Genomic DNA, 25901 nt, shown 5'->3' on the forward strand with positions numbered 1-25901 from the left:
GGTATGATAATTTAATAAGTATCGATTTTTGCTAACTTGGAGGGAAGTACATGACTTCGGAAGAAAAAAGTAATGAAAACAAAACTGAAGAAAGTGCCCAGAAAGTAATAGGTTTCTATAAGAGACAGGCTTGGGCGGCTAAGGTTTTTGAAAAAATAGAACAAGAAAATATTGTAGAAGATGGAAATGGAATAGTACTTGTTTCTTCTATTATTCAATCAAGCAACAACTTATACTTTCCTGCCTTTATGAGAATAAACCTGAAAGAAAATGGGAAAGTAGCTGGGGCTTATATGATTATGGAAGAAGATGATAGCTTTAAACTATTGCCATTAGAGATATTGCTAGAAGAACCTGAAATGGAAGGACTGCTTCCACTTAAGTATCGAACGATTGAAAAGATAGAAGGCGACACTTATCAGGTTAATTGGCCAGAATTCTCGTAATAAAGTACTAGAGAACAAGTAAAACTTTTTACTGGAATAGAAAGGACTGATTTTTGCTCATACTAAAGCGAAAAGTCAGTCTTTTCTTTCTTTATATTAAATTTGGTTACAAAGCTATTTTTATAGTATAATCATTTATTGAAGAAACTTTCATGTCGTTAGTTCGTCTATTTTGTAGAACCTAGCGATAAATGAAAATAAAAAAACAAGGATGATATTTTTGGATATAAAATTACTTCTTGCTTTTATCATATCTATGGCCACGGCAATCGCAGTTACCCCGTTAGTAATCAAGCTTGCTCATAAAATAGGGGCTGTGGATAAACCTTCTGAAAGAAAAGTACATCAAAAAGTGATGCCTCGTTTAGGCGGACTTGCGATTTTTATAGCAGTAACAGTTGGTTATTTCGTTGCGGGATTGTATGAAGCAAAGATTACTGGAATTATGGTTGGGGCTATAATTATTATTGTCTTAGGTATTATCGATGATAGACATGAAATCTCCGCCAAAGTAAAATTATTAGGTCAAATTTTAGCAGCTTGTGCAGTAATGGGTAGTGGACTAACTATTGAGGTTTTAAATATCCCTTTCTTAGGAGTATTTGATCTTGGTATCTTCTCATATGTAGTAACTCTTTTTTGGATTTTAGCAATTACTAATGCTATAAATTTAATCGATGGATTAGATGGACTATCAGCTGGAATCTCATCCATTGTATTTGCAAGTATCGCATTTTTAGCATTTTCTGCAGATAAAATGTTAATCCTTACACTTTCTTTAATATTACTTGGAAGTACATTAGGGTTTCTATTTCATAATTTCCACCCTGCGAAAATTTTCATGGGGGATACGGGTTCAATGTTTTTAGGGTACGCTATTGCTATTTTGTCTCTTTTAGGACTATACAAAAGTGTTACACTCTTTAGTTTTGTAGTTCCAATTATGATTTTAGGAGTACCAATTTTTGATACTTCGTTCGCGATAATACGGCGATTGGTTAACAGGAAGCCTATTTCAATGGCAGATAAATCACATTTACACCATAGGTTATTAGCTCTTGGACTTTCGCACAGAGATACCGTGTTGGTAATATATGGTTTTGGTTTGATATTTAGTATATCAGCCATTACTTTTGAAACACTAACGTTACGCTGGGCGATTTTCATTATTTTATTTATCTTAATTGCATTTGAAATAATTGCAGAGAAAATTGGACTTGTGAATGAGGAATATCGACCAATTATTTCTGTTTTTCAAAAAGTTGTTGGGTATAAGCGTAATTAACCACTAGAAAACTCTTTAGAAGTTCATTTGGCCACTTATGAGTGGTTTACGCTTTTCACATATTAAATAATTCATACAGGGTTGGTGTAAACAAAATGAAAGTACCAATGTTAGATTTATCGGAGCAATATGCATCGCTGAAAACAGAAGTTTTAGAAGCATTAGATGGAGTTATGAGTAATTCGGTCTTTATTCTAGGAAGCAATGTAAAAAAACTAGAAGCAGATATTGCTGAGTATAGCCATGTGGCGCATGGTATTGGTTGCGGTAATGGTAGTGATGCAATCCACATTGCACTACAAGCAGCAGGAGTAGGACCTGGAGATGAAGTAATTACAACTCCATTTACTTTTTTTGCTACTGGTGGAGCAATCGTTAGAGCTGGTGCAACACCTGTTTATGCAGATATTGACCCTGTTTCTTTCAATATAGATCCAGCTGAAATAGAAAAGCATATCACAGATAAAACAAAGGCGATTATACCGGTCCATTTATACGGCCAAATGGCTGATATGGTAAGTATTCGTAAAATAGCGGACAAGCATAATTTAATTGTTATTGAGGATGCCGCACAAGCAATAGGAGCTCGACAAGGAGATTTTACTGTTGGAGAGTTAGGGGATGCTGCAACTTACAGTTTCTTCCCAACGAAAAACCTTGGGGCATATGGTGACGGTGGTATGATCGTTACTAATAATGAAGATATCGCTGAAAAGTGCCGTGTAATCCGTGTACACGGTAGTAAGCCAAAATACTATCATAGTGTATTAGGTTACAACAGCCGACTTGATGAACTTCAAGCTGCTGTATTGAACGTTAAGTTCCCTCATTTAGAAGATTGGAGTAAACTACGCAGAACTCATGCGGATTTTTATACTCAGCTATTGAATGAAAAAGTTGGAAACTATGTTAAAACTCCTGTTAAGGTAGAAGGTTTCCATCATGTATTCCATCAGTACACAATTCTAACTGAGCGTCGAGATGAGCTTCAAGCTTACTTAAAAGAAAATGGTGTGGAAACTATGATTTACTATCCACTTCCACTACATATACAACCGGTATTTGAAAGCTTAGGGTATAAAAATGGGGATTATCCTAAAGCTGAAAAAGCAGCCAATGAGGCTCTTTCTTTACCAATGTTCCCTGAGCTAAAAGAAGAACAGCAAAAATATGTAGTAGAAAAAATTGCTGAATTCTTTTCTGGAAAATAATGATTGAACAAGTAAAGGGAGACGTTTTTGCGTTTCCCTTTAACTACCTATATGAATGTATTTAAAGGAGAAGAGATATGTCAGAAAATAAATCGTATCGTCTATATGACTCTCTAGAGTTTTTCTGGAGGAAAAAGATTTGGTTCATTATTATACCGATCATTGCAGCTTTAATAGGTTACGGAGCATCATTCCTAGTGCCATCAGACGGAAAGTATGTTGGTAAAAGCACAATCTTTACCGGCTCGGTAAAGCTAGAGGCCTTAACTAATCCAGACCATATTATGACAAAATATGGAGAACATTTTACTGGTGAGACAGAAGTTTTTGTTCCTACAAGAAGTTACATAAAAACAGAGACTTTTGGAGATAATGAAGAACAAGTATCAAAAGAATTAACGCAATTTAATGATCAATTACTCGCAGGTTTAATGGAGCAACATGATAAAGTCATTGGTGGAACAGAAAAATATGCATCTATACAAACAGAACGTATTGAATCTCTAAAAACTGCTATAGAGGATTACAGAAAAGTATTAAACGAATCAGATAATCTAACAGTAATTAATAATTTCACAACATTGTTATCCACAGCAGAGATGGATTTAACTAATGCACTAGCAACAGAGCAAAGAGTTAGAAATGACATCATTGCTTATGAAAAGCCAAGCCTTGCTGCTGAAACTTATGTTGTAAAAACAAAGACATATGGATTAGAAGGTGCAATAGCAGGATTCATATTAGGGATTTTATTAGCAATTCTTACTTTATCTATGTGGAAGTATATTATAGATGCTAGAAAGAGCAAAAGAGCTTAAATAAAGAACCCAGTCTTATAAGACGTGACAATAGCATCAATTATTAAATAGTGGGTTGATATATGAATCCTAGAGATGCTATTGTACGTTATTAAAGTGAAGAATATTAAATGATAAATTGCTTAGGATATGATGGTGTGATAATTTACTATTGATATTTTGAGTTATCTTAGATTAGTGAATAATTGAGCAACACCTATAAAAGGAGAGAAAAATAATGTCTACATATTATGAAGAATTATTGGCAAAAATTGAAAATCATACCGCTGTTATTGGGGTTGTAGGTTTAGGTTATGTTGGCTTACCGCTAGCAGTAGAAAAAGCTAAAGCTGGTTATCACGTTATTGGCTTTGATGTACAGGAATCTAAAGTACAACAAGTAAATGAAGGTATTAACTACATTGGTGACGTAGTAGATGTTGATTTGAAGCAAATGGTAGAGTCTGGTCATTTAAAAGCTTCTTCTGATTACGGTTCAATTAGTTCCGTTGATGCTGTAGCTATTTGCGTACCAACACCTTTAGATATTTATCAACAGCCTGATACTTCTTATGTAGAAAGCTCAGTACATGAAATTGCTAAATACGCTAAAAAGGGAACATTAGTTGTACTTGAATCTACTACATACCCTGGTACAACAGAGGAAATTATTAAAACAGCGCTTGAAGAGAAAGGGTTTGTAGTTGGAGAAGACATCTTTATTGCTTATTCGCCTGAACGTATCGATCCAGGTAATAAAAGCTTTAATACTAAAAACACTCCAAAAGTAGTTGGTGGTATAACTGATAACTGTACAACAGTTGCAGCGGCTCTATACAGCAATGTTTTAGACGGAGACGTACATAAAGTTTCTAGTCCAGCTATTGCTGAAATGGAGAAAATTTTTGAAAATACATTCCGTCATATCAATATTGCACTTGCTAATGAAATGGCAATTCTTTGCGAAAAAATGGGTATCGATGTATGGGAAGTAATTGATGCAGCTAAAACAAAACCATACGGCTTCATGGCATTTTACCCAGGGCCAGGGCTAGGCGGTCACTGTATTCCAATCGATCCATTCTACTTAACTTGGAAAGCAAGAGAATATAACTATCACACAAGACTAATCGAGCTTGCTGGTGAAATTAACAACTCAATGCCGGAATATGTAATTACTCGTGCAATGCAAATTTTAAATGATGATGGTAAAGCGTTACGTAATGCTAAGGTTCTTTTATTGGGCGTAGCTTATAAAAAAGATATCGATGATATGCGTGAATCTCCATCCCTAAAATTAGTTGAGTTATTAATGCAACAAGGTGCAGAATTTAAAACGGTCGATCCGCATGTAACTTCATACAGAGTAGCAGGACAAGTAATTGAAACAGTTGAGTTAACTGACGAATTATTGGAGTCAGCAGATATCGTTGTGTTAGCTACGGATCATACTGGTTTTGACTATGCGAACATTGCTCAAAAATCTAAAGTTATTTTTGACACTCGTAACGCGTTTAAAGGAATCGAAACACCAAATCGTTACATTAAACTTTAAGGGCGGGATTATAAATGAATTTTATACATGAAACTGCCGAAATAGGCGAAAATACGACAGTTGGACATTTTTCTGTAATAGAAGAAGGAGCAAAAATTGGCGATAATGTTCGCGTAGGCAATCGTGTTACAATTCACGCTGGTACCATCATTGGAGATGGTACCACCATCGATGATGGTGCAGTAGTTGGTAAACAGCCAAAGCCTGCTAAAACAAGCACAATGCAAATCACTAAAGAGATACCGCCGCTTGAGCTAGGTAAGGAATGTACAATTGGTGCAAATACAATTGTCTATAGAGGGGCTAAAGTTGGAGAAAGTACATTAATCGCTGATTTAGCAACTGTACGTGAAGATGTGGAAATTGGTTCTTATGTAATCATTGGTCGCAATGTAACAGTTGAAAATTTTGTTACTATCGGAGATCGTACAAAAATTCAATCTAACTCATACATTACTGCACATTCTACTTTAGAGGATCATGTATTCATTGCGCCTTGTGTAACTACTACTAATGATAACTTCATGGGTAGAACAGAGGCACGATTTGACAAGATTAAAGGTGCAATTGTTAAGCGTGGTGCTCGTGTGGGCGGAGCATCTATTATTCTACCTGGTATAACAATAGCTGAAGAAACATTCGTAGCGGCTGGAGCAATTGTGACAAAGGATACGGAAGAAAAAACTGTAATTAAGGGATTCCCAGCAAAATTCTTGAAAAATGTACCTGAGGAGGAGCTTCTCTAAGTGTTCTCTCAGTTAAAACGTTTAGGAGCGGATTCGCTCCTTTATGCATTTATGAACGTAGGAACTAAACTAATCGCTTTTATATTGTTTCCTTTGTATGCACATTATCTTGAAAAAGAATCCCTAATTGGTGTGCTTCAAATGGTAGATACTACCGTATCTATGCTTACCTTCCTAGTGATATTTGGAACCGATTCTGCTCTTGCCTATTATTATTTTGAATATAAAGACAAAGAAACCCGGGAGAAGTACGTTCGCTCAGTTATGACTTTCCGTTTATCTATGGTTATCTTACTTTTTGCCATATTTTTAATCGGTGGAGATTGGCTGGCTGCTATAATATTAGAATCGGCAGGCTACTCACAGCTATTCTATATTGCTTTAGGTACGTTGTGTTTAGATACAATCATTACACTTGTTTTAACCATTCTAAGATACGAGTTTCATACTAAAAGAGTGGTATTTACAACTATAGGTAAAATGTTATTAATCGCAGTTGTTTCGATACTTTTCTTAATGTTTGTATGGACTTCTCTAGAAGGAATACTTGTAGCACGTTTAATCAGTGTCGCAATTATTGTAGTAGTCTTAATAAAGCCTACTAGAGTATATTTAAAACCACTGTTCGATAAAGTAATTTTAAAGAAAATCTTAGTTTACGCAGCTCCTTTAGTGCCAGCGTCTTTAGCATTTTGGATAATTGCCAATGCCAATAATTTCTTTATACGCGCATATGGTACGTTAGATGATGTTGGTATATATGGGACAGCTATTAAGTTTGCAACATTTATCACATTATTGACTAGTGGGATCCAGCTAGCCTGGAGACCATTCTCTATGTCTTTAAAGGATAAAAAAGATAGCCCTCAATTATTTGCAACATTATATGCGGCATTTTTAATAATTGGCAGCTTTGGAGTTTTAGCTTTAGCGACCTTCATGCCACTGATTATTTTGGTTATGCCGGAGAATTTTAGAATTGCATTTCAATATGTGGCACCAATATCGATTGCAACATTTTTAAGTTTTTACTATATGATTGTTTCTACAGGGATATTTTACTCTAAACAGACAAAACATATTTCTATAGCATTTGGTATTGCAGCAGTTGTTTCGGTTGTATTGAACTTTATATTCGTGCCGTACCTTACTATTTGGGGAACTGTTATTTCATATGTAGCAGCATATTGTTTAGCCTTGTTTATGGTATTTCGTAAAAGTCAGAAACTATATTATGTACCTTTTTCGGGATTTAAAATGGCTTGGACAATATTATGGCTAATAGCTGCAACACTTGGAATTGTATATATTCAATTAAATGATTTAAATAGCTGGTTAATCCTAGGAGTATGGATAGCATTTATCATCCTGGTTTTACTAGTTCGCATGGATAAATATTTTGTAAAAAGAAAGTAATGGGGGATAAGGCATGTCGAAAAAATGTATAACTAACCTTAGGCATAAAGATTTTTATCCTATAAAAGGCGCTGGGTATGAAGGTTTTTTGAGAGGATACTTCTACTATGAAAATCAATATGTCACCCATGAAAACTTCGCTAGCATTATTGATGAAGAAATATTAGCTTCCAAGGACTTTGCTAAGTGGAATGGAGAATATGCACTTGTCTTTACTACTGATGGGTGCACAACTCTTGTTACGGATATGAAACGTTCTATTCCGCTGTTCTATTCAATGGATGACTCAGGAAACTGGCTAGTACAAGACTTCATACAGCCTCATGAAGGAATGAAGATGAATTCGGAGGCAGAGGAAGAATTCCTCATTACGGGCTTTGTTTTTAGAGACAAGACCTTATTTGAGGAATGGAAGCAAGTTCCTGCAGTGTCTTATCTTATTTTAAAAGAAGAAGCATTCCAACACTATTATTATTCATATGTATTACCAAAAGAGACAGAGCCAATTGATGTATTCGCAAAAGAGCTTAAGCAAGTTTTCAATGACTTGTTTGATGATTTAGCAGATAGATTAAAGGATCGTCAAATTGTCATTCCGCTAAGTGGTGGGTATGACTCACGGTTAATAGCATTAAACTTAGTGGAACGTGGTTTAAAGGATAATATTACTGCCTTTACATACGGTAGGCCAGGAAATGGAGAATCCACTGTAAGTAAGCAGATTGCCGACAAACTTGGTTTAAAGTGGAAGTATTTTGCCTACGACAAAAAGATGTGGGAAGATATGTACAAGTCTGAGGAATGGAAGGACTATGTAGTGTATTCTAGCAATGGTGTTTCAGTAGCACACTTGCAAGACTTTCCAAGTACCAAGTTACTTGTTGAGCAAGAAGGCTTACAGGATGCTGTATTTTTACCAGGTCATTCATTAGATTATCTAGCTGGCGGTCATTTGCCCTATGAATCCATTGTAGATAAGCAATTTGAAAAGAGTGAAATTCAAACCTTTATCATGAACAAACATTTCCGTTTGTGGGAGCTTTCTGGGAAAGATAGTTACGCAGAAACGGCTATTGGAAAAGGGTTGTATCAAGATATTGAAGCACATTCGAATTATACCAATGAACGAGTTACTTCATTAATAGACGAATGGAACTGGCGTGAAAGACAAGCAAAATTTATCATTAATTCTGTTCGGGTATATGAGTATTTTGGACAAGGATGGTCCATTCCATTATGGGATGACCGTTTGATTCACTTCTTTAGTAAAATACCAGCGAATTTAAAGTATAAAAAGTATTTATATGATTATACATTGCATCAAATGTATCCAGAATATTATCCATTGCCACAAAAACCCGGACCTGAAAATTCTCTTAAAAATAAATATGGAATTCTCTACCCTATGTTGCGCAAAATATATAGAAAGAAAAATCTATATCGCAAATATTTTGATGAGCCGATGGAATGGTATGGGATCTATCCAACCTACAAGCAATATGTTCAATCTCTGACATTTAAACGAAATGGGCAGAAGTATGAGCATCCGTATAATATAAATTCGTTTATCGTAAAAGATATGATTCAAATGATGAAGGAGATTACAAAATGAAAGTTCTAACGATATTAGGAGCAAGACCTCAGTTTATTAAAGCCGCCGCTGTTTCACGCGTTATTCGTGAAGAGGTAACGGAGCTTATTGTACATACTGGACAACATTATGATGCCAATATGTCTGATATTTTCTTCGAGGAGTTAAATATTCCAAAGCCAGATTATCACTTAGGAATTGGTTCTGGGAATCACGGCAAACAAACCGGTGAAATGTTAGCAAAAATTGAGGAAATTATTTTAAAGGAAAATCCAGATTTCTTGCTAGTATATGGCGACACTAATTCAACTTTAGCTGGGGCGCTTGCCGCTGCTAAATTGCATATTCCAATTGTGCATATCGAAGCAGGTTTACGCAGCTTTAACATGAGAATGCCAGAAGAGGTTAACCGTATTTTAACGGATCATGTATCGACTTTGTTACTATGTCCAACAGACACTGCTATCCAAAATTTAACTAACGAAAATATTACTGCTGGTGTTTATAATATTGGTGACGTTATGTATGATGCAGTGCTGTACAATAAAACATTGGCACAGTCTTCTTCTACTATTTTAAAAAATGAAGAGCTTACTCCGAAAGACTATTTATTAATAACGATACATCGTGCTGAAAATACGGATGATGTAGAGCGTATGAAAGCCATTTTAGATGCGTTTACTCAAATACCTGAGAAAAAGGTTTGGCCAATACATCCACGCACTAAGAAAAAGTTAGAGGATTATGGATTCCAATTAAACGAAATTCCTAATTTAAAAGTAATTGACCCAGTTGGATACCTAGATATGCTTTCTTTAGAAACAAATGCAAAGAAAATCGTAACTGACTCCGGTGGCGTTCAGAAGGAAGCCTATTTTGCAGAGGTCCCTTGTGTGACAGTTCGTGATCAAACAGAGTGGGTAGAGACATTAATTGAGGATGCCAACATTTTAACTGGAACTGATACAAACAAAATCGTTGAAGCGGTTAAAAAAGAAGTAACTCCTTCTTATACTCCTGTTTTTGGTGATGGAAAAACATCGGAAAAAGTGTTAGCTTTACTAAAGGAATATTCAAGTAAATAAAGTAGGTGTGAGCATTGTTAATATTTAGCATATGGCTCTTTACTGTGGTGGCTTCCACATACCTTTTCAAAAAGGTTTCTGGAAGCCTTTCTCTTGTAAAGCCAAACATGATTTCTATCGTTTATTATTATTCTTTCCTTATCTCCAGTTATATTGGCGGATTATTAATAGCTTTAGGAATAGATGATTACTATATGATCAAAAGAATGGACCATGAGGAATATCGAATCATAGGTTTTATTTTATTGACCCTATTAATGATTTTATTCCCACTAACTCAGTTAGTTGTAGGTAGAATTTTAGGCTTTAATGCGGAACTAGAATTCAACAAGTATCTACAAGAACCCGTTCGTACAAGTGTAGATAAAAATAAGCGTATTTTTAGATTGGCATTTGGGGCTTTATCCGCTATTTCTGTTTTAGCAGTCGCTTATACCTTATTGAAGACGGCGAACGTTCCGTTGTTAGAACTATTAAAGGGGAACACATCAGAGCTTGCAAAGCTTCGGATTGATGCTAGCAGAGGCTTTAGTGGAATTGATGTATATATCCGAAACATCTTTGGAATTGCATTAACACCAGTGCTCTCAATTGTTGCATTTGTATATATGACTAAGTCGAGAGCTCTATACTGGAAAGTAGTTTTTTTCACATTGTTTATATCTAGTATATTGATTTCTACTTATGATTTAGCGAAATCTCCAATATTCTTCTATCTAATCATGTTATTGTTGGCGGGTGTATATACTCAAAAGCTCAAGCTAAATTGGAAGAGAATAAGCGGTTATATTATAGCAGGTAGCGCATTATTGATTGTTATGTATGTAGCTATACAAGGGGTAACTGAGCTAGAAAGCTTTTTGGCTTATAATTCCGGACCAATTGGACGAATATTGTTAGCACAAATTTCTCCTTTCTTTTTACATCTGGATACTTTCTCTCATTCCTTGAGCCCATTAGAGGCGAAGGGATTACCATCTTTTATCGCTGGTATTTTTGATATTGAGCAAGTGCGCTCGGCACGAATGGTAATGGAAAATGTGTTTCCGGAAAATATAGATAAAGGTACGGGTGGAGTACTTAACACTATTTTCCTTGGTGAAGCCTTTGCATCATATGGATATCTTGGGGTTATTGTAGCTATCATTTATATCGCTACTGTCATTCAGGTGTTATATATTATCTTTTTACGTTTACCGAAAACACCAGTTGTCATTGCATTATTTGTTTACTTTACGATTAATATTCCTAGAACGCTTGTAGGGGGAGTTGCAGACTTTTTCTTTAATCCTATTTGGATTATTATGACCGTTGTATTAGGAGGTTTGTTTATTCTGGAGCAGTATTTCCATGTTATTTGGAAATTCCTATTAAGCAAAGTACGAAAAAAAGGAGTAACACAATGAAGAATATTTTAATTTACTATCCTTTTACTCTTGCTACTAATCCTAAAAGTGGTTCTGCAATTCGTCCCATTGAAATGATTAAAGCATTTGAAAATTATGCTCAGAAAAATAACGTAGAAGTAATTGTCATCTCCGGCACAAGTACCGAAAGAAGACAGCTTTGGAACAAGATGATAGCCGAGAAAAAGCAAGAGCAAACATTGTTTTGCTACTCTGAAAATCAGACGATTCCCTTATGGCTTACAGATCCTGGACATATTCCGAAGGATTGGATTATCGATCATGATGTGTTTAAGACATTGAAGAGACTTCATGTACCTATTGGTGTTTTTTATAGAGATGTATATTGGAAGTTTGACGAGCTTTATAAGTTAAAGGGTATTAAAAAGACTGTTATGAAGACCATTTATAAGATGGAAGAAAAGTTTTATAAAAAGTATGTGCACACTTTATTTTTGCCTAGTGACGCTATGGGTAAATTTGTTAATATTGATACAGCTAAAATGGCACTTCCCCCGGGAGGACGCTTCACTGATATAACTACTAATGATCAAAATATTCAATCACCATTTAAGGGTATCTATGTGGGTGGTATAAACAGTGAGGATTATGGTTTGCCAACTTTAGTAGAAGCGTATGCAATATTAAATGAAACGCAGACTAATGGTGAATTGGTAATTGTCTGTCGAGAAGAAGAATACACGCAGCTAAGCAAAGAGGAAAAAGAAAAGCTAAACAAAGCATATATTGAGTTAAAGCATGTGAGTGGAACAGAGCTTCAAGCATTGTATGAGCAGGTTGATTTTGCTTTTATCCCACGTAAAAGATCTACATATAATGATTTTGCTGTCCCAATCAAATTAGTAGAGTATTTAACTGCAGGCTTGCCAATTGTAGCTACAAATTGCTCCGCTCAGGAGGATTTTATCCAATCGGGTCCCTACGGTGTTATCACAGAGGACAGCGCAGAGGGATTAGTAGAAGGTATGCAGGCTATACAACCAGACTATTTGCAGTTTAAGAAAAATATTCAACAAAGCTTTTTACAGCAGCATGCATGGAATACACGTGCTGAACAAGCTGCACAAGCACTTCTAGGAGGTAAAAAATGAAAATAGCAGTATTAGCTCCAAGTAAGTCAATTCATACTCATAAGTGGGCTTTATTTTATCAGTCTAAAGGTATTGATGTGAAAGTTTATACATTTAAGGATCACTATTCAGAGAACAATGCAAAACAGGTGCCAACAGAAATATTGCCAAAGGTTTTACCAGGTAAGGCTTCTTATATTGCCGCAGCACCTGCTTTAAAGAAGCTTCTTAAGGAATGGAATCCAGATATTCTGCACTCTCATTTCATCTCAAGTTATGGTTTATTAGGAGCAATAGTCGATTATAAAGTACATTTTGTTTCTGTATGGGGTAAAGATATATTTGATTTTCCTAAGAAAAATAAGTTAAATGAAAAGCTAGTAAGATTTACTTTAAGTAAGGCAACTGCCATATGTTCTACAAGCCATATTATGGCAAAAGAAACTAATCTTTATACAGATCGTCCGGTTTATGTTACACCGTTTGGAGTTGATTTAGGGATATTCCACCCTGCTCAAGAGGATACTGAGTTTACAGATAAAATTATTGTTGGAACGGTGAAAGCATTAGAGGACAAGTATGGGATTGCAGACTTAGTAAAGGGCTTTGCCTTATTTAATAAAGAATATCCTAACTCAGAATTGCTTATCACTGGTGATGGTCCTCAAAGAAAAGAATATGAACAACTCGCAACTGATTTAGGAATTTCTGATGTGACGACTTTCACGGGGAAGGTTCCTAACACAGAAGTTCCGAATATAATTCGCAAGATGTCCATCTTTGCTGTACCTTCTACAGAAGACAGTGAAAGCTTTGGAGTTGCAGCAGTTGAAGCAATGGCATGTGGCGTTCCCGTCGTCGTTTCAAATGTTGGTGGGTTACCCGAGGTTGTAGTTAAGGATGTTACTGGCATTGTCACAGACAAGGAAAGTCCAGACCAACTCGCAGCTGCTTTTAAAAAGCTAGCTAGAAATAATGAGATGAGAATGAAAATGGGTGAAGCTGGTGTCGCTCATGTTAAGAATCATTACAGCTGGATAGATAACGCAAATTATATGCTGACATTGTATGAAAAATATAATTTAGAGCGATAAAGGTTACTTCTTACGCTCTCAAGAAGAAAAGGTGATTATATGATTAAGAAAGCAGTTATCCCTGCAGCAGGCTTTGGAACAAGATTTCTTCCTGCAACAAAAGCATTGCCTAAGGAAATGCTTCCAATAGTTGATAAGCCCAACCTTCAATATATCATCGAGGAAGCAATCGCTTCAGGAATTGAAGATATTATCATCGTCACTGGACGAAACAAAAAATCAATGGAAGATCATTTTGACAAATCCATTGAATTAGAGCTTTTACTAAAAAATACAGGAAAACTAGAGCTGTTAGAGCAGGTAGAAAATATCTCTAATTTAGTTGATATCCATTATATGAGACAGAAAGAACCGCTTGGACTTGGGCATGCTATATTATGTACGAAAAAATTCATCGGTAACGAGCCATTTGCAGTGTTACTTCCGGATGACATTATCGATGCTGAGGTTCCAGCCTTGCAGCAAATGATTTCAAAATATGAGGAAGTACATAGCAGTATCTTAGGAGTAAATGAAGTACCTACAGAAGATGTACATAAATATGGAATCGTGGATTTCAGTGCTGCTGAAAATGGTTTGTTTTCGGTAAAGCGATTAGTGGAAAAGCCGTCTGCTCAGGAGGCACCATCTAACCAAGCTATTGTTGGCCGATATATTTTAACCCCTGGAATTTTTGAGGAATTAGAAAAAGTAGCACCGGACGCTAAGGGAGAAATCCAGTTAACGGATGCTATTGATTCTTTGGTTAAGAAAGAATCAATTTACTCCTATATGTTTGAAGGAAAACGCTACGACGTAGGGGACAAGTTTGGATTTTTACAAGCAACATTTGACTTTGCATTAAAGCGTGACGATTTAAGAGAACCGTTACTTGCTTATTTGAAGAATAAATTGAAAGATTAACGGTGATAGCTATGCGTATTGTATATTTATGTCAACATTTCCCACCTGAAACTGGTGCACCCCAAATCCGTGTTTATGAGGTAAGTAAAGAATTACTTGCTCAAGGACATGACATTCAAGTCGTGACTGCATTCCCACATCATCCTCATGGGATTATACCGGATGAGTACAAGGGGAAAAAATATGAATTTGAAATGTGGGATGACATTCCCGTTCATCGCACATGGATTTATCCTTCTAAAAAGGGTACCTTTTGGAAGCGTTTAGTCTCCTATTTCTCATTCACCTTTAGCTCCTTCTATGGATTGATGAAAACAGGGAAGGTAGATGTGATTATCGTCAATTCTCCCCCGATCTTTTTAGGGTTAACAGGTCTAATTGGCGCTAAACTTAAAGGAGCAAAATTTGTTTTTAATGTAGCTGATGTATGGCCTGAATCTGCAGTAAAGCTAGGACTTGTGAAAAACAAAATGTTCATCAAGCTAGCTGAGATATTAGAGTCGTTTCTATATAAGCATTCATGGAAAATTGCAACTGCCACAGATGGCATTAAATCATATATTATTAACCATTCCCAGCCGGAGGAAAAAGTATTTGTATTGCCGAATGGTGTAAATACAAATTTCTTTTATCCACAGGAAAAAAATGTAGAATTCTTAGAAAAATACAATCTCCATGAAAAATTTGTTTTTTCATATGGAGGGAATCTAGGTTATGCGCAAGGCTTAGAGTACATTCTATACGCTGCTAAACAGATGCAAGAAACAGTTCCTCATGCACATTTCCTAATTGCAGGAGCGGGTCCTGAAGAAGAAAAGCTACATAAGCTCAAAGAAGAGCTTGGCTTGCAAAATACAACATTTTTAGGGCATCTACCTTTAAAAGAAATGCCTAAACTATTTTCAGTGAGTGATGTAAGTATTGTTCCACTTCGTGATATACAATTATTTGAGGGAGCTCGACCTTCTAAAATTTTTCCGGCTGCTTCATCAGCAGTTCCTGTGCTTTACTGTGGAAAAGGAGAAAGTGCGAATATCATTACTCAAAATAACATAGGTTTAGTAGCACAACCAGAAAATGTTGACTCAATTTCTGAAAAAATGTTTGAATTTGTGGAAATGCAGGTAAATGATAGAAATGCCATGAAAGAAAATGGAAGACAGCTAGCAATGGGAGAATTTAGTTGGACTACCATCGTAAAAGAATTACTACAAAATATTACACAAAAGTAATTTTCTTTGCAATATACACCATCCATTAAATTATGTATAATAAATTAGATAAAATTTAAAAGTAAAGTAGGGAACTAATATGACTACTTCACGTCAAAAGAACAGGAAAACGAAGACGAGAAGAAAAATTTTATATACAATACTTATCGTTGCGATGGTGTTATTGTCTGGAGTTATCGTCTTTGCAACTAATTTGTCGTTTCAAACCAAAAATGCTGTAAATAAAATTTATGAGCCACTAGAGCGTGAGGAAAAAACAGAGAACGAGGCAATAGACAAATATGACAAAGCTAAGGCGGAGGATTCTGCTTTTACCATTTTGTTAGCCGGTATTGAAAATCAAGAAAAAGCAAAATATGGTCGTTCCGATGTTCTTATTGTCGCAACAGTAAATCCAAAGACAAATAAAGTATCTATGGTTAGCATCCCACGTGATACTAGAGTTTATATTCCTGATTTAGGATATAACGATAAGATTAATCACTCGTATGCAAACGGTGGTATAAATTATACTATTAATACGATAGAAGAATTATTAGATATTCCAATAGATTACTATGTTTCAACAGACTTTCAAGGCTTCGAGGACATCGTAGATACTGTTGGTGGAATTGAAGTAGATGTGCCATTTACGTTTAAAGCGCAGCTAACAGGTAGTTTAAAATGGAAGACGTATACACAAGGTACAATGGATCTTAACGGTAACGAAGCTCTTGCTTATGTTCGTATGAGAAAGAGTGATCCAGAGGGCGATTTAGGACGCAATAAACGACAAAAGCAAATTATTCAAGAAATAATTGATAAAGGCACGAACTTATCAAACATAACTAAGATAGATAACATGATCGAGGATATTGGTAACAATGTCAAAACGAACATACCATCATCTGAATATTTTGGATTGATCAAAACATATCAAAAGTTAAAATCTACTCCATTTGAACAACTCCAATTAAAGGGTTACGATGACACACGTAATGGAGTTTACTATTTTATTCCTGATGAAGAAGCTTTAGATGAGATCAGTGAGCAATTGAAACTTAACTTAGATGATTTTGGACAAAATGCTAAAACAGAATTGAATCAATCAACTAAAATTACAGATTTAACAATAGGAGAGTAAAAGGAACAGTCATTTGGACTGTTCCTTTTACTCTTTTTGCTATTTTAACCGATAATTAAACACCTATTAATCCATTTGTTGGATTGTTTTATGGTAAAATGTGCATTAAAATGTAGAAAACACACGTTTCAAGGAGGAACAAATGAAAAAAGTAATCGCATCATCTGTTTTAGCAACTTCTGTCCTTTTGCCCATTAATCTTCTAACGAGTGATACACTTCACACAAGTGCTGCTACTAATTCAGCGATCACTTCTGCTCAGTTATCAGGTAAGGCAATGATAACATCTAACAACGTCAATATTAGAAAAGGAGCTACAACTAGCTATAGCAGTGTTGGAAAGGTCCAAAATGGACAGCTAGTTACTATAATTGACCGCTTTACAAACGCTAGCGGTGAATTATGGTATAAAGTGAACTTTGATTCAACGACTGGCTGGGTGATTAGTAATTATGTAAAAGAGGTTTCCAATGCTGTTGGTGGAAATTCGACTATAAATGGCAACTCTTATGTCGGTTCGACACAGAAAATAGGAAAGTCTGCAACAAATTTGAGAAGTGGCGCAACTACTTCCTATAAGTTAATAGAGACAATTCCTGCTGGAACTTCACTAAAAATATTAAGCAGCTTTACTAATGCTCAAAATGAAGTTTGGTTTAATGTTGAGTATAAAGGCAAAAAAGGGTGGGTGCTTTCGGAGCTATTTCTTTTAAATGCTACGAATGGAGATACTGCGACTTCTATGAAGGTAGTTAAACAATCTACTGTACACAAAGGAGCAACCACAAGTTATGCAGCAGTAGCTACAGTAAAGGCAGGAACAACTTTGACTGTTCACCAAGAGTTTACAAATGCTGCTAAAGAAAAATGGATGCAGGTAACCTATGCAACAGGTAAAAAAGGCTGGATTCAAGCTACAGCTTTTGAACAAGCTACAGTTGATTCGAAGACAGTTGTAAAAGCATCTACAGTACATTCAGGAGCTACAAAAAGCTATAAGGTCGTAGCTACGATTAAAGTAGGAACAAAATTAACTATCCATCAGGAATTTACAAATGCCGCAAAGGAAAAGTGGTATCAAGTGACCTATGCTACAGGCAAGAAAGGATGGATATCTGGAGAAGCATTTGATAGTGTATCTACTTCACCAGAAACACCACCAACTGAAACACCTGATATTGGACAAGCTATTGAACAGAATACAAATCTAGTAGTCTCCGTTTCTGTCGCTAATATGCGTTCAGGCCCTGGTACTTCCTACGATGTTGTAACTCAATCTCGATTAAACGATTCATTTATCTCTACCCATTATGCATTAGATGCAAACAATGAAAAATGGTATAAAGTAGGTACAACAAGCGGAGAAGCATGGCTACATCAATCAGTAGTAACCGTTGGTGGCGATGTGAATCCAGGCAATGGGGAAACTGGCACTATTCAACGATATAATGCTTTAATTTATGCAGATAGTAAGTTTAACTCAGCAGTATTACAGGGGTTACCGAGAAATACAACATTCACTGTGTTAAATAAAGTAACTGGTACGGACGGGACGAAGTGGTTAAACATTAAAGCAGGCTCTGTTGTAGGTTGGGTTCCAGATTTTGAGGTAAGTGAAAGTATACCGACTAAGTATGCTACAAAGGCGTCCACTGTTTACAGCAGTGCAAGTGCTACCTCTAAAAAGATAGAATCTATTTCTGCTAGCTCGCCACTAAGAATTTTACGTTCATTAAACAGCTGGTTAAACGTTGAAACACAAAGTGGAAAACGCGGATGGATTCAAGCTTCTCTAGTAGGCGATGCGTCTCCAATCTCACTTATCAATGGAAGAGCAGAAGTACGCAATGGGCAAAATTATTTAGTTTGGACGAAGCCTTCAAAGTTTAATATTACTTACACAATGCCTTCAGCAAATGTATTAAAAGTTAATGGTAATCTATCGAATATTAGCGAGATTGCCTCAGGCTTAACGGGAGTAAAAAGCATGAAGGTTGAAAAAGTATCCGGTGGAACATCAGTATTGACTGTGACATTTGATCCAAATTATACGTACACAATAAGAGATTACGATAAAGAGTTAACGATTAAAGTCGTGCCTAAAGGATTGGCAGGTAAGAAAATAATTATTGATGCTGGGCATGGTGCGAAGGATCCTGGCGCAGTAGGATCTAAAGGTACAAAGGAGAAGGATGTAAACCTTGGAACAGCTAAGTTTCTAAAGGCTGAGCTTGAAGCAGCAGGTGCTATTGTAACCTTAACGCGAAGCACAGATGTATTTTTAGAGCTAAAGGACAGAACAGATATTTCTAATGCTTCTGATTATGATGCATTTATCAGTATCCATGCAGATTCATTCTCTTCTACATCTAAAGGGACTACTACTTACTACAATTCGTCTGTAAGCTTTAATGGTCCTAAGAGCTTTACCCTTGCAAAGAGTGTCCAAGCGAACCTTGTCAAAGCGGTTGGAACATACAATCGTGGCGTGAAACAGCAAACATTCTATGTAAACCGTATGAATGAAATTCCATCAGTATTAGTAGAGTTGGCATTCATTTCAAATCCTTCTGAAGAGGCATTATTAGCTTCAGATGCATTCCGTAAAAAAGCAGCAGTTGGAATTCGTAAAGGAATGGAAGAGTTCTTTAAACAGTAAAAATTTAAGATTAGGAAAAAGTAACCGATAAATCTCCTAGGAATAGTTCCTAGGAGGGCATATCCGGAGTTTTTTTGACAGATTTTTTTCAAATAGTTAGTTTAGCTCCAGCGCCTTGTCTCTCGAGGAAAATGGGAAAATACTGTGGTGGCTTGTTAGCTGCCTCTTTGCTTATTCTCCATTTGCTTTTCGGGGCACATAGGCGCTGCAGCTTTTTTATAACAAAAATCTCTGTCGATATGTCCAAATGTTGTGTTATTTCTAGCGATAAAATAATAAGAGCGAGGAAGGTAAACAAAATGAAAAAGAAAATTCTAGCAACGGTTGGTATCGTATTAGGTTTAAGCTTTCTAATTGCAATTAATACACCAGCGACTACAAAAGCAAATTCTAATCTACTATTAGCTTCCGTTGACTGGGTACAATCACAATTGAACCCTTTAACTACAAGAGTATCTACTCTAGAAAAACAAATAAAAGAACAGGATGCTTTGATTAAGCAGCTACAAAAAGCAGTTGCAGAGGGTGGAACAGTTATAACTCCTCCTACTACAACACCTACTCCACCTGATAACTCTACGGATTTACCATCAGTTGTGTATACAAATGCTAATAATGTGAAGGTACATAGTGGAGCAACTCGTAATTACAAGGTGCTTGCAACATTTACAGCAAACAAATCATTAAACGTAATTGACAAGCATGGTTCAGGCACTAATTTATGGTACCGTGTAGAAATATCTTCAACTGTAAAAGGTTGGGTTCATTCAGAGGATGTTACAACAACAAAACCTAGCACTGCAACACCAAGTTCCGTTGTAGCAAAAGAAGCACTTAATATACGCAAAGGTGCTACAACTAGCTATGCTTCAATCGAGCTAGTAGCTAAAGGAACTTCTTTAAAATACATAAGCTCCTTTAAAAATGCAAAAGGTGAAACATGGTATAATGTTCAATCCCCAAAAGGAAACAAAGGTTGGGTGCTGAGTACGCTAACTGAGGTGAGATAATTGAATAAAAAATTTATAGCAGTATTAGCGGCAATTTCTTTAAGCTGTGCTTGTGCTAATACAGCATTTGCATATAATCAAGAGACTTATTCGAAGCAAATACAAGTTGAGGTACACAACACCTTTACATCCTCCTTGAACCTAAATGGTATATATAAATTAGAAAATCTTACAACAAAAGAAATGTTTTTTGCTTTACCTAATACACCTATAACATTTTCACAGGTAAATGGTGAGGTTTCCATTTATCAAAAGGGAGCAGCAATGTATTCTTCCCAAGGATATGCGTTACATGCTCTTACAGGAAATGAAAAAATAGTTGTTTTTAATGCTCCGGTAGATGGAAGAAAGGGTGCAACCGCAGATTATGCAGTTGTTAAGTCCTATAAGCCATTCCAAGGTGCAAAATATGTAGCTGAGTTCACGAATGTAAAGGGAGAGCTTTGGTATTCTATAACCGATGAACAAGGTGCCTCCTCTTGGGTTCCAGCAACAAATGCAACCGTAGAATCTGTTGTATCTCAACCACTTGGTAAAACACCAACTGGAACACAGTATCGAGGTAGCTTCAATGTAGTAAAATCAGCAACTAACGTACAAATTGTTAACAGACTAGACTTAGAAAATTATTTAAAAGGCGTTATTCCTAATGAGTCGCCTGCTTCTTGGCATATTGAAGCGTTAAAAGCTCAAACAGTAGCAGCACGCAGTTACACTTTGAGCAAAGCGGGAATCTTAAGTAGTACTACTAAGGACCAGATGTACAAAGGCTATACATCTGAGCACAAAAACTCAAATGCAGCTGTAGATGCTACGAAGGATTTAGTAGTTAAATATAATGGTAAGCTTGTACAGGCATACTATTATTCCACTAGTGGAGGTAGAACGGCAAATATTAGTGATGTTTGGAATTCAACACAGGTGCCACAATTTGTTTCAGTAGATGATTCAATTGAGCAATCCCCTTACAAAAACTGGTCTGTTCAAATTTCAGCAACTAATATTTTGAAGAAGTTTGGTTTTAGCACATCTGATCAGTTGCTAGATGTTAAGCTAACAAAGGGCGGAGCAAATGGAGAGGTAACAGCAGTAACAGCTGTCACAAACTCTGGAGAGAAAACTATCACAGGTAACGAAACAGTAATGAGAAACGTTTTCTTAGATGCAGGCAACAAATCTTTAAAATCGAACTGGTTTGATATTTCATTCACCAAGCCAACAGGCGGTGTAAATGACATTACAGTGCAGCAGGTAAATGGAACGACTCCGATAGATTCGTTAAATGGAGTTTCTGTTCAAACTGCTAACGGTGTCGTATCTATACCGGATGGCTCAGTAAGCATTCAAACAAGTAGCGGAGTCGTAAACACAGATACTGTTCAAACAGGCATTCAGTCAGTTACAGTGAACGGTAAAGGCTACGGACACCGAATCGGTATGAGTCAGTATGGAGCGAAGTCACGTGCAGAAGCTGGTTGGACATACGATCGGATATTGAAGCATTACTATCAAGGCGTTACAATTGAAAAATATTAACCTACCAAAAGAAAAGGCAAGAATGTTGTTAAATCAACATTCTTGCCTTTATATATTTAATGAGTTCTAGTCTTCATGTATTTCTTTTTTATCCCCAAAACTAAACAGTAAATACATTGTAGCCGTAGCAATAGCGAAAATGACTGCCCCCGTAATTGGTAAGTAAATCGTCTCTATGAAAAGTGAAATTGTCATAATGAGAGTAAATGATACGATCATATGCCCAAAATATTTATGGAATTTTTGATGACTATTTGACTTTAGTTCTATGAAAGCATCTAGCGCCATTATGACGATAAATTCAACGACTCCATAAACAATAATAAACCAAATTAAACTTGACCAACGTTCAAAATCAATGCCTACAAGCAATAGGATTCCAATCTCAGCTGCAATGGAGATAGCAAGTGTCCCGATGACGATAAGGATAACTATAAGAATACCAAGTGCTTTTCCAAAATTTTTTTTCATACAGTTCCCTCATTATTCTTGATGTTATTATTCATAAAAAAGAGTGGAGACAAAGTAAAAAATAACTTTGTCTCCACTCTGAAAGCTATTATTATGGTTTGATAAAGTTTTGAGTGTAATAAGGAATGGAGCCATGTGTCCATTTGGCAAAGTAGACGCCAACTCCTACATGAGTGTATGCAGTGTTTATAACGTTTTTACGATGTCCTAATGAATTCATCAATGCTTCATGTGCAAAATATGGATCTGTGTAGCCCATTGCGATATTTTCCCCGGCATTTCTAAATTGTACTCCGCCATTTGCTAAGCGGTCAAAAGGAGATTCACCTTTTAAGTTATTATGATTGAAGTAATCATTAACACCCATGTCTACACTATGCTTTCTTGCCACATCTGCTACCTTTGGAGCGGACTGTAGCACAGGAACCCCATGAGCTTTTCTTTCTGCATTAATCAAATGAAATAATAGATTCTCGTAGCCTGTTTCTAGAGTAGTAGATTTTTTAGGATATAGATTTGGATTTATATTAATCAATTGGTAGTCTACTAAGTAGATTGCCGAGATTTTATTGTCATTATGCACGTCTATAAAGAAATTTGCTTCATACTTTGGTAAGGAGTACGTAATGATTTCCACAGGATATGTGTTTCCAGTAGTTTCGTAGCTTTTACCAAATTCATTTTCTAGCTGACTTATAGTATTTGATACGGAAATTCCGTTTACTTGAAAGGCTTTGTCCTTAGTATATATGGAAGATATTTTATCACTTAATGTACTGATTGCATAAAATTTATCGTAATTATTATGGTAAATTCCAGTAATAGCTCCAAACTCATTTACTACTGATTTCTTGGCTGCTCCCAATTGAGCGTTCACAGTTGAAATATTGTTACCAATTGTAAAGTTTGTAGTTGCAGCCTTTGTCGGCTTACAATTTAATTGATTGAGCTTAGTTTTAGACGGCGTTTGATATAAAATTGTTGAATCGTCCTTAATTACTAATCCGCCACCAAGATGGTAGTATGTAGATTTATTTGCGTAAACTCGAAAATTTTCACCTGGCTTTACTGTTCGAGAGTATTCAAAGGTTCCATTCACATTTTTGTATATGGTTGTAGGCTTTTGGATGAGCACCCTACCAATTTGTCCTTTTTTTAACTCTACTCCGTCCCAGACGACCTTTTCTGGACAATCAGCTGCAAAAGTTATTGCCGGAGCAATACTTAATCCGAATAATAAAAGAAATAAAATTGAGAATTTTTTCATGTTTTTCCATCACTCCTCATTACTTTATTATAAATCAAACGACGTCAAACTCCAAAAATACTTTCTCTACGGTGTCGATTATTGCTTGTCCGTTTGTTATTTCTGTTACCCACTCTAAAAATTTTACCTCATCCTCCGCTTTTGTGTATACATAAATTTCCACTAAATCTGCATAGGCAATTTCTTTTAATTGGAAAATAGAGTTTCTTATTTCATTCTCCACTTTACCTAGCCATGTATAATCTATGGAGACTTTCATTAAGTGATGAAGCTGGCATTCTACTTCCCCAGTTGCATCTATCCCTTCTGTAGTAGCTTTTCCATAAGCCCTTATAAGGCCTCCGCCTCCCAGCTTAATACCACCAAAGTAACGCGTCACTACTACTACTGTATCCTTTAGTGCTCTTTTTTTAAGGACTTCAAGCATAGGAACTCCGGCTGTACCGCTCGGCTCACCATCATCGTTTGCTTTTTGAATATGGTCATGCTCTCCAATAATGTAGGCAGAGCAATTATGAGTAGCATCTTTATGCTTTTGTTTAATTTTATTAATAAAATCTTGCGCTTCCTCCTCAGACTCTGCTCGTTCTATATAAGTAATAAATCGGGACTTTTGAATAATAATTTCACTTTCTCCGTGACCCTTAACTGTTTTATAATTGTTTCTCATAATAAATTTCCCTCCTAAAGGCTTTGAAACATACTTGTAAAGTAAATTTAATTTATTTTTAGTCAATTAGTGCTATAATAGAGTTTGTCAGTAAAAATGAATGAAGACTCATGTTGAATGTCTAAAGGAGAAAAAACAGATGACGAACAAGAATCTCGAATTGCAATCGTTAGATGTTATTTTCGATAGAATGGTCGAAGTAATGGACCATTCGAAAAAGGATATATTCATTATAAGCGAACAAAGTCGTCAAAGCTTCGAAGAAATGAAAGTTGAGTTGGAAATAATTCGCGGAAGCATTGAGGCTGTCATACTGGAAGGCGACTCGCTTGAGGCAAAATCGAGACTTGCTCGTAACAGATTAGCAGAGGTTTCGAAGAATTTTAACTCATATGATGAACCACAAGTCCGAAGCGCTTACGAAAATGCAAATGAGCTTCAAATTAATCTTTTAATCAAACGCAATGAAGAAAAACAACTAAGACAGCGTAGAGATGAACTAGAACGAAGATTGCAAGGACTATTAGAAATGATAGAACGTGCAGATCAGCTTGTCAATCAAGTCAATATTGTCATCAATTATCTTACTTCTGATTTAAAGGAAGTTGGAGAAGCGCTTGAAAACGCAAAAATTAAACAAGATTTTACATTGAAAATTATTGAAGCCCAAGAAGAAGAAAGAAAACGTCTCTCACGAGAAATTCATGATGGCCCAGCTCAAATGCTAGCTAATGTGTTGCTCAGAACAGATTTGATCAACCTTACGTATCAGCAACGAGGTGGGGATGAGGCGATGAAAGAAATTATCGAATTGAAGAGCACCGTTCGAGATGCCCTTTCTGAAGTTCGCCGAATCATCTATGATCTCCGTCCGATGGCTTTGGACGACCTAGGTTTAATCCCAACGCTTAGAAAATATATTACAACTACTGGGGAATACAACCCTGCAAAAAAAATACATTTTCAAACGTTTGGAGAAGAACTTCGCTTACAGCCAAATTTTGAAGTAGCTATTTTCCGTCTAATCCAAGAATGCCTGACAAATGGACTGAAGCATGGTCAATTTACAGAAGCTTGGGTGAAGATTGAATGGGTGAAACACAAAATAAACATTATCGTCAAAGACAATGGGGTCGGTTTTGATCCAAAGGTAGTAAAAGAAAAATCATTTGGCTTAATCGGTATGCAAGAGAGAGTCGATTTATTAGACGGTACGATGAAAATTATATCGTCACCAGGAAATGGAACAACAATTTTGTTTAGTATTCCGCTAAATGAGGAATAGTAACTACAGCCGTTTTTAATAG

The 25901-nt window shown here is 36.1% G+C and carries 22 protein-coding genes; 19 read left to right on the forward strand and 3 right to left on the reverse strand.

The window, feature by feature from the left end:
• Positions 1 to 50 precede the first annotated feature (50 nt).
• The 18 genes from ACQKNZ_RS04565 (at position 51) to ACQKNZ_RS04650 (ending at position 22186) form a co-directional block, all read left to right on the forward strand.
• Positions 51 to 446: a hypothetical protein gene (locus tag ACQKNZ_RS04565; RefSeq protein WP_340862752.1), complete on the forward strand. Its 396-nt coding sequence runs from the start codon at positions 51 to 53 to the stop codon at positions 444 to 446.
• Between the two features lie 220 nt (positions 447 to 666).
• Positions 667 to 1731: a glycosyltransferase family 4 protein gene (locus ACQKNZ_RS04570; RefSeq protein WP_144537513.1), complete on the forward strand. Its 1065-nt coding sequence runs from the start codon at positions 667 to 669 to the stop codon at positions 1729 to 1731.
• A 95-nt stretch (positions 1732 to 1826) separates the two neighbouring features.
• Positions 1827 to 2942, forward strand: coding sequence for a DegT/DnrJ/EryC1/StrS family aminotransferase (locus ACQKNZ_RS04575; RefSeq protein WP_144537515.1), 1116 nt, complete (start codon positions 1827 to 1829; stop codon positions 2940 to 2942).
• Positions 2943 to 3019: 77 nt separating this feature from the next.
• Entirely contained in the window at positions 3020 to 3760 is a 741-nt protein-coding gene (locus ACQKNZ_RS04580) for a hypothetical protein (protein WP_340862753.1), read from the forward strand.
• Positions 3761 to 3977: 217 nt separating this feature from the next.
• Positions 3978 to 5294: a nucleotide sugar dehydrogenase gene (locus ACQKNZ_RS04585; RefSeq protein ID WP_144537519.1), complete on the forward strand. Its 1317-nt coding sequence runs from the start codon at positions 3978 to 3980 to the stop codon at positions 5292 to 5294.
• Positions 5295 to 5308: 14 nt separating this feature from the next.
• Complete coding sequence (locus ACQKNZ_RS04590; protein ID WP_144537521.1) at positions 5309 to 6040, forward strand: acyltransferase; 732 nt, start codon at positions 5309 to 5311, stop codon at positions 6038 to 6040.
• Positions 6041 to 7456, forward strand: a complete 1416-nt coding sequence (locus tag ACQKNZ_RS04595; RefSeq protein ID WP_144537523.1) for an oligosaccharide flippase family protein — start codon at positions 6041 to 6043, stop codon at positions 7454 to 7456.
• A 13-nt stretch (positions 7457 to 7469) separates the two neighbouring features.
• Complete coding sequence (locus ACQKNZ_RS04600) at positions 7470 to 9068, forward strand: asparagine synthase C-terminal domain-containing protein (protein ID WP_144537525.1); 1599 nt, start codon at positions 7470 to 7472, stop codon at positions 9066 to 9068.
• Complete coding sequence (wecB, locus tag ACQKNZ_RS04605; RefSeq protein ID WP_144537527.1) at positions 9065 to 10132, forward strand: non-hydrolyzing UDP-N-acetylglucosamine 2-epimerase; 1068 nt, start codon at positions 9065 to 9067, stop codon at positions 10130 to 10132. Before ACQKNZ_RS04600 ends, wecB begins: the two co-directional genes overlap by 4 nt.
• A gap of 14 nt (positions 10133 to 10146) precedes the next feature.
• Entirely contained in the window at positions 10147 to 11538 is a 1392-nt protein-coding gene (locus ACQKNZ_RS04610; RefSeq protein WP_340862756.1) for an oligosaccharide repeat unit polymerase, read from the forward strand.
• Positions 11535 to 12650, forward strand: a complete 1116-nt coding sequence (locus ACQKNZ_RS04615; RefSeq protein ID WP_340862757.1) for a glycosyltransferase — start codon at positions 11535 to 11537, stop codon at positions 12648 to 12650. The genes ACQKNZ_RS04610 and ACQKNZ_RS04615 overlap by 4 nt, the downstream gene beginning before the upstream one ends.
• Positions 12647 to 13723 (forward strand): glycosyltransferase, encoded by a 1077-nt coding sequence (locus ACQKNZ_RS04620; protein WP_144537533.1) that lies wholly within the window; start codon positions 12647 to 12649, stop codon positions 13721 to 13723. Before ACQKNZ_RS04615 ends, ACQKNZ_RS04620 begins: the two co-directional genes overlap by 4 nt.
• Positions 13724 to 13762: 39 nt before the next feature.
• Entirely contained in the window at positions 13763 to 14626 is an 864-nt protein-coding gene (gene galU / locus ACQKNZ_RS04625) for a UTP--glucose-1-phosphate uridylyltransferase GalU (RefSeq protein WP_151110942.1), read from the forward strand.
• An 11-nt stretch (positions 14627 to 14637) separates the two neighbouring features.
• Positions 14638 to 15858: a glycosyltransferase family 4 protein gene (locus tag ACQKNZ_RS04630; protein WP_144538234.1), complete on the forward strand. Its 1221-nt coding sequence runs from the start codon at positions 14638 to 14640 to the stop codon at positions 15856 to 15858.
• A 79-nt stretch (positions 15859 to 15937) separates the two neighbouring features.
• Positions 15938 to 16981: an LCP family protein gene (locus ACQKNZ_RS04635; protein ID WP_427658361.1), complete on the forward strand. Its 1044-nt coding sequence runs from the start codon at positions 15938 to 15940 to the stop codon at positions 16979 to 16981.
• A 142-nt stretch (positions 16982 to 17123) separates the two neighbouring features.
• Positions 17124 to 19640 (forward strand): SH3 domain-containing protein, encoded by a 2517-nt coding sequence (locus ACQKNZ_RS04640; protein WP_340862758.1) that lies wholly within the window; start codon positions 17124 to 17126, stop codon positions 19638 to 19640.
• Between the two features lie 299 nt (positions 19641 to 19939).
• Positions 19940 to 20650, forward strand: coding sequence for an SH3 domain-containing protein (locus tag ACQKNZ_RS04645; RefSeq protein WP_144537541.1), 711 nt, complete (start codon positions 19940 to 19942; stop codon positions 20648 to 20650).
• A complete protein-coding gene (locus ACQKNZ_RS04650; RefSeq protein WP_144537543.1) occupies positions 20651 to 22186 on the forward strand; it encodes a SpoIID/LytB domain-containing protein in 1536 nt (511 codons plus the stop codon).
• Between the two features lie 66 nt (positions 22187 to 22252).
• Here the strand turns inward: ACQKNZ_RS04650 and ACQKNZ_RS04655 are convergent, their stop codons facing one another.
• From ACQKNZ_RS04655 to ACQKNZ_RS04665, 3 genes are all read right to left on the reverse strand, one after another.
• Positions 22253 to 22657 (reverse strand): YrvL family regulatory protein, encoded by a 405-nt coding sequence (locus ACQKNZ_RS04655; protein ID WP_427658365.1) that lies wholly within the window; start codon positions 22655 to 22657, stop codon positions 22253 to 22255.
• A 91-nt stretch (positions 22658 to 22748) separates the two neighbouring features.
• On the reverse strand, positions 22749 to 23924 hold the full coding sequence (locus ACQKNZ_RS04660) for a CAP domain-containing protein (protein ID WP_427658367.1): 1176 nt from the start codon (positions 23922 to 23924) through the stop codon (positions 22749 to 22751).
• Between the two features lie 34 nt (positions 23925 to 23958).
• On the reverse strand, positions 23959 to 24594 hold the full coding sequence (locus tag ACQKNZ_RS04665; protein ID WP_144537549.1) for a YigZ family protein: 636 nt from the start codon (positions 24592 to 24594) through the stop codon (positions 23959 to 23961).
• A gap of 139 nt (positions 24595 to 24733) precedes the next feature.
• Here ACQKNZ_RS04665 and ACQKNZ_RS04670 point away from each other — a divergent pair, with 139 nt between their 5' ends.
• Complete coding sequence (locus tag ACQKNZ_RS04670) at positions 24734 to 25879, forward strand: sensor histidine kinase (protein WP_144537551.1); 1146 nt, start codon at positions 24734 to 24736, stop codon at positions 25877 to 25879.
• Positions 25880 to 25901: the final 22 nt, after the last annotated feature.

The sequence above is a fragment of the Psychrobacillus sp. NPDC093200 genome (assembly GCF_050280345.1).
GTDB classification, from domain to species: Bacteria; Bacillota; Bacilli; order Bacillales_A; family Planococcaceae; genus Psychrobacillus; species Psychrobacillus faecigallinarum.

Coding starts and splice junctions, on each gene's coding strand:
- ACQKNZ_RS04565 (WP_340862752.1), top strand. CDS start 51: ATGACTTCGGAAGAAAAAAGTAATGAAAACAAAACTGAAGAAAGTGCC.
- ACQKNZ_RS04575 (WP_144537515.1), top strand. CDS start 1,827: ATGAAAGTACCAATGTTAGATTTATCGGAGCAATATGCATCGCTGAAA.
- ACQKNZ_RS04580 (WP_340862753.1), top strand. CDS start 3,020: ATGTCAGAAAATAAATCGTATCGTCTATATGACTCTCTAGAGTTTTTC.
- ACQKNZ_RS04585 (WP_144537519.1), top strand. CDS start 3,978: ATGTCTACATATTATGAAGAATTATTGGCAAAAATTGAAAATCATACC.
- ACQKNZ_RS04590 (WP_144537521.1), top strand. CDS start 5,309: ATGAATTTTATACATGAAACTGCCGAAATAGGCGAAAATACGACAGTT.
- ACQKNZ_RS04600 (WP_144537525.1), top strand. CDS start 7,470: ATGTCGAAAAAATGTATAACTAACCTTAGGCATAAAGATTTTTATCCT.
- wecB (WP_144537527.1), top strand. CDS start 9,065: ATGAAAGTTCTAACGATATTAGGAGCAAGACCTCAGTTTATTAAAGCC.
- ACQKNZ_RS04615 (WP_340862757.1), top strand. CDS start 11,535: ATGAAGAATATTTTAATTTACTATCCTTTTACTCTTGCTACTAATCCT.
- ACQKNZ_RS04620 (WP_144537533.1), top strand. CDS start 12,647: ATGAAAATAGCAGTATTAGCTCCAAGTAAGTCAATTCATACTCATAAG.
- galU (WP_151110942.1), top strand. CDS start 13,763: ATGATTAAGAAAGCAGTTATCCCTGCAGCAGGCTTTGGAACAAGATTT.
- ACQKNZ_RS04630 (WP_144538234.1), top strand. CDS start 14,638: ATGCGTATTGTATATTTATGTCAACATTTCCCACCTGAAACTGGTGCA.
- ACQKNZ_RS04635 (WP_427658361.1), top strand. CDS start 15,938: ATGACTACTTCACGTCAAAAGAACAGGAAAACGAAGACGAGAAGAAAA.
- ACQKNZ_RS04640 (WP_340862758.1), top strand. CDS start 17,124: ATGAAAAAAGTAATCGCATCATCTGTTTTAGCAACTTCTGTCCTTTTG.
- ACQKNZ_RS04645 (WP_144537541.1), top strand. CDS start 19,940: ATGAAAAAGAAAATTCTAGCAACGGTTGGTATCGTATTAGGTTTAAGC.
- ACQKNZ_RS04655 (WP_427658365.1), bottom strand. CDS start 22,657: ATGAAAAAAAATTTTGGAAAAGCACTTGGTATTCTTATAGTTATCCTT.
- ACQKNZ_RS04660 (WP_427658367.1), bottom strand. CDS start 23,924: ATGAAAAAATTCTCAATTTTATTTCTTTTATTATTCGGATTAAGTATT.
- ACQKNZ_RS04665 (WP_144537549.1), bottom strand. CDS start 24,594: ATGAGAAACAATTATAAAACAGTTAAGGGTCACGGAGAAAGTGAAATT.
- ACQKNZ_RS04670 (WP_144537551.1), top strand. CDS start 24,734: ATGACGAACAAGAATCTCGAATTGCAATCGTTAGATGTTATTTTCGAT.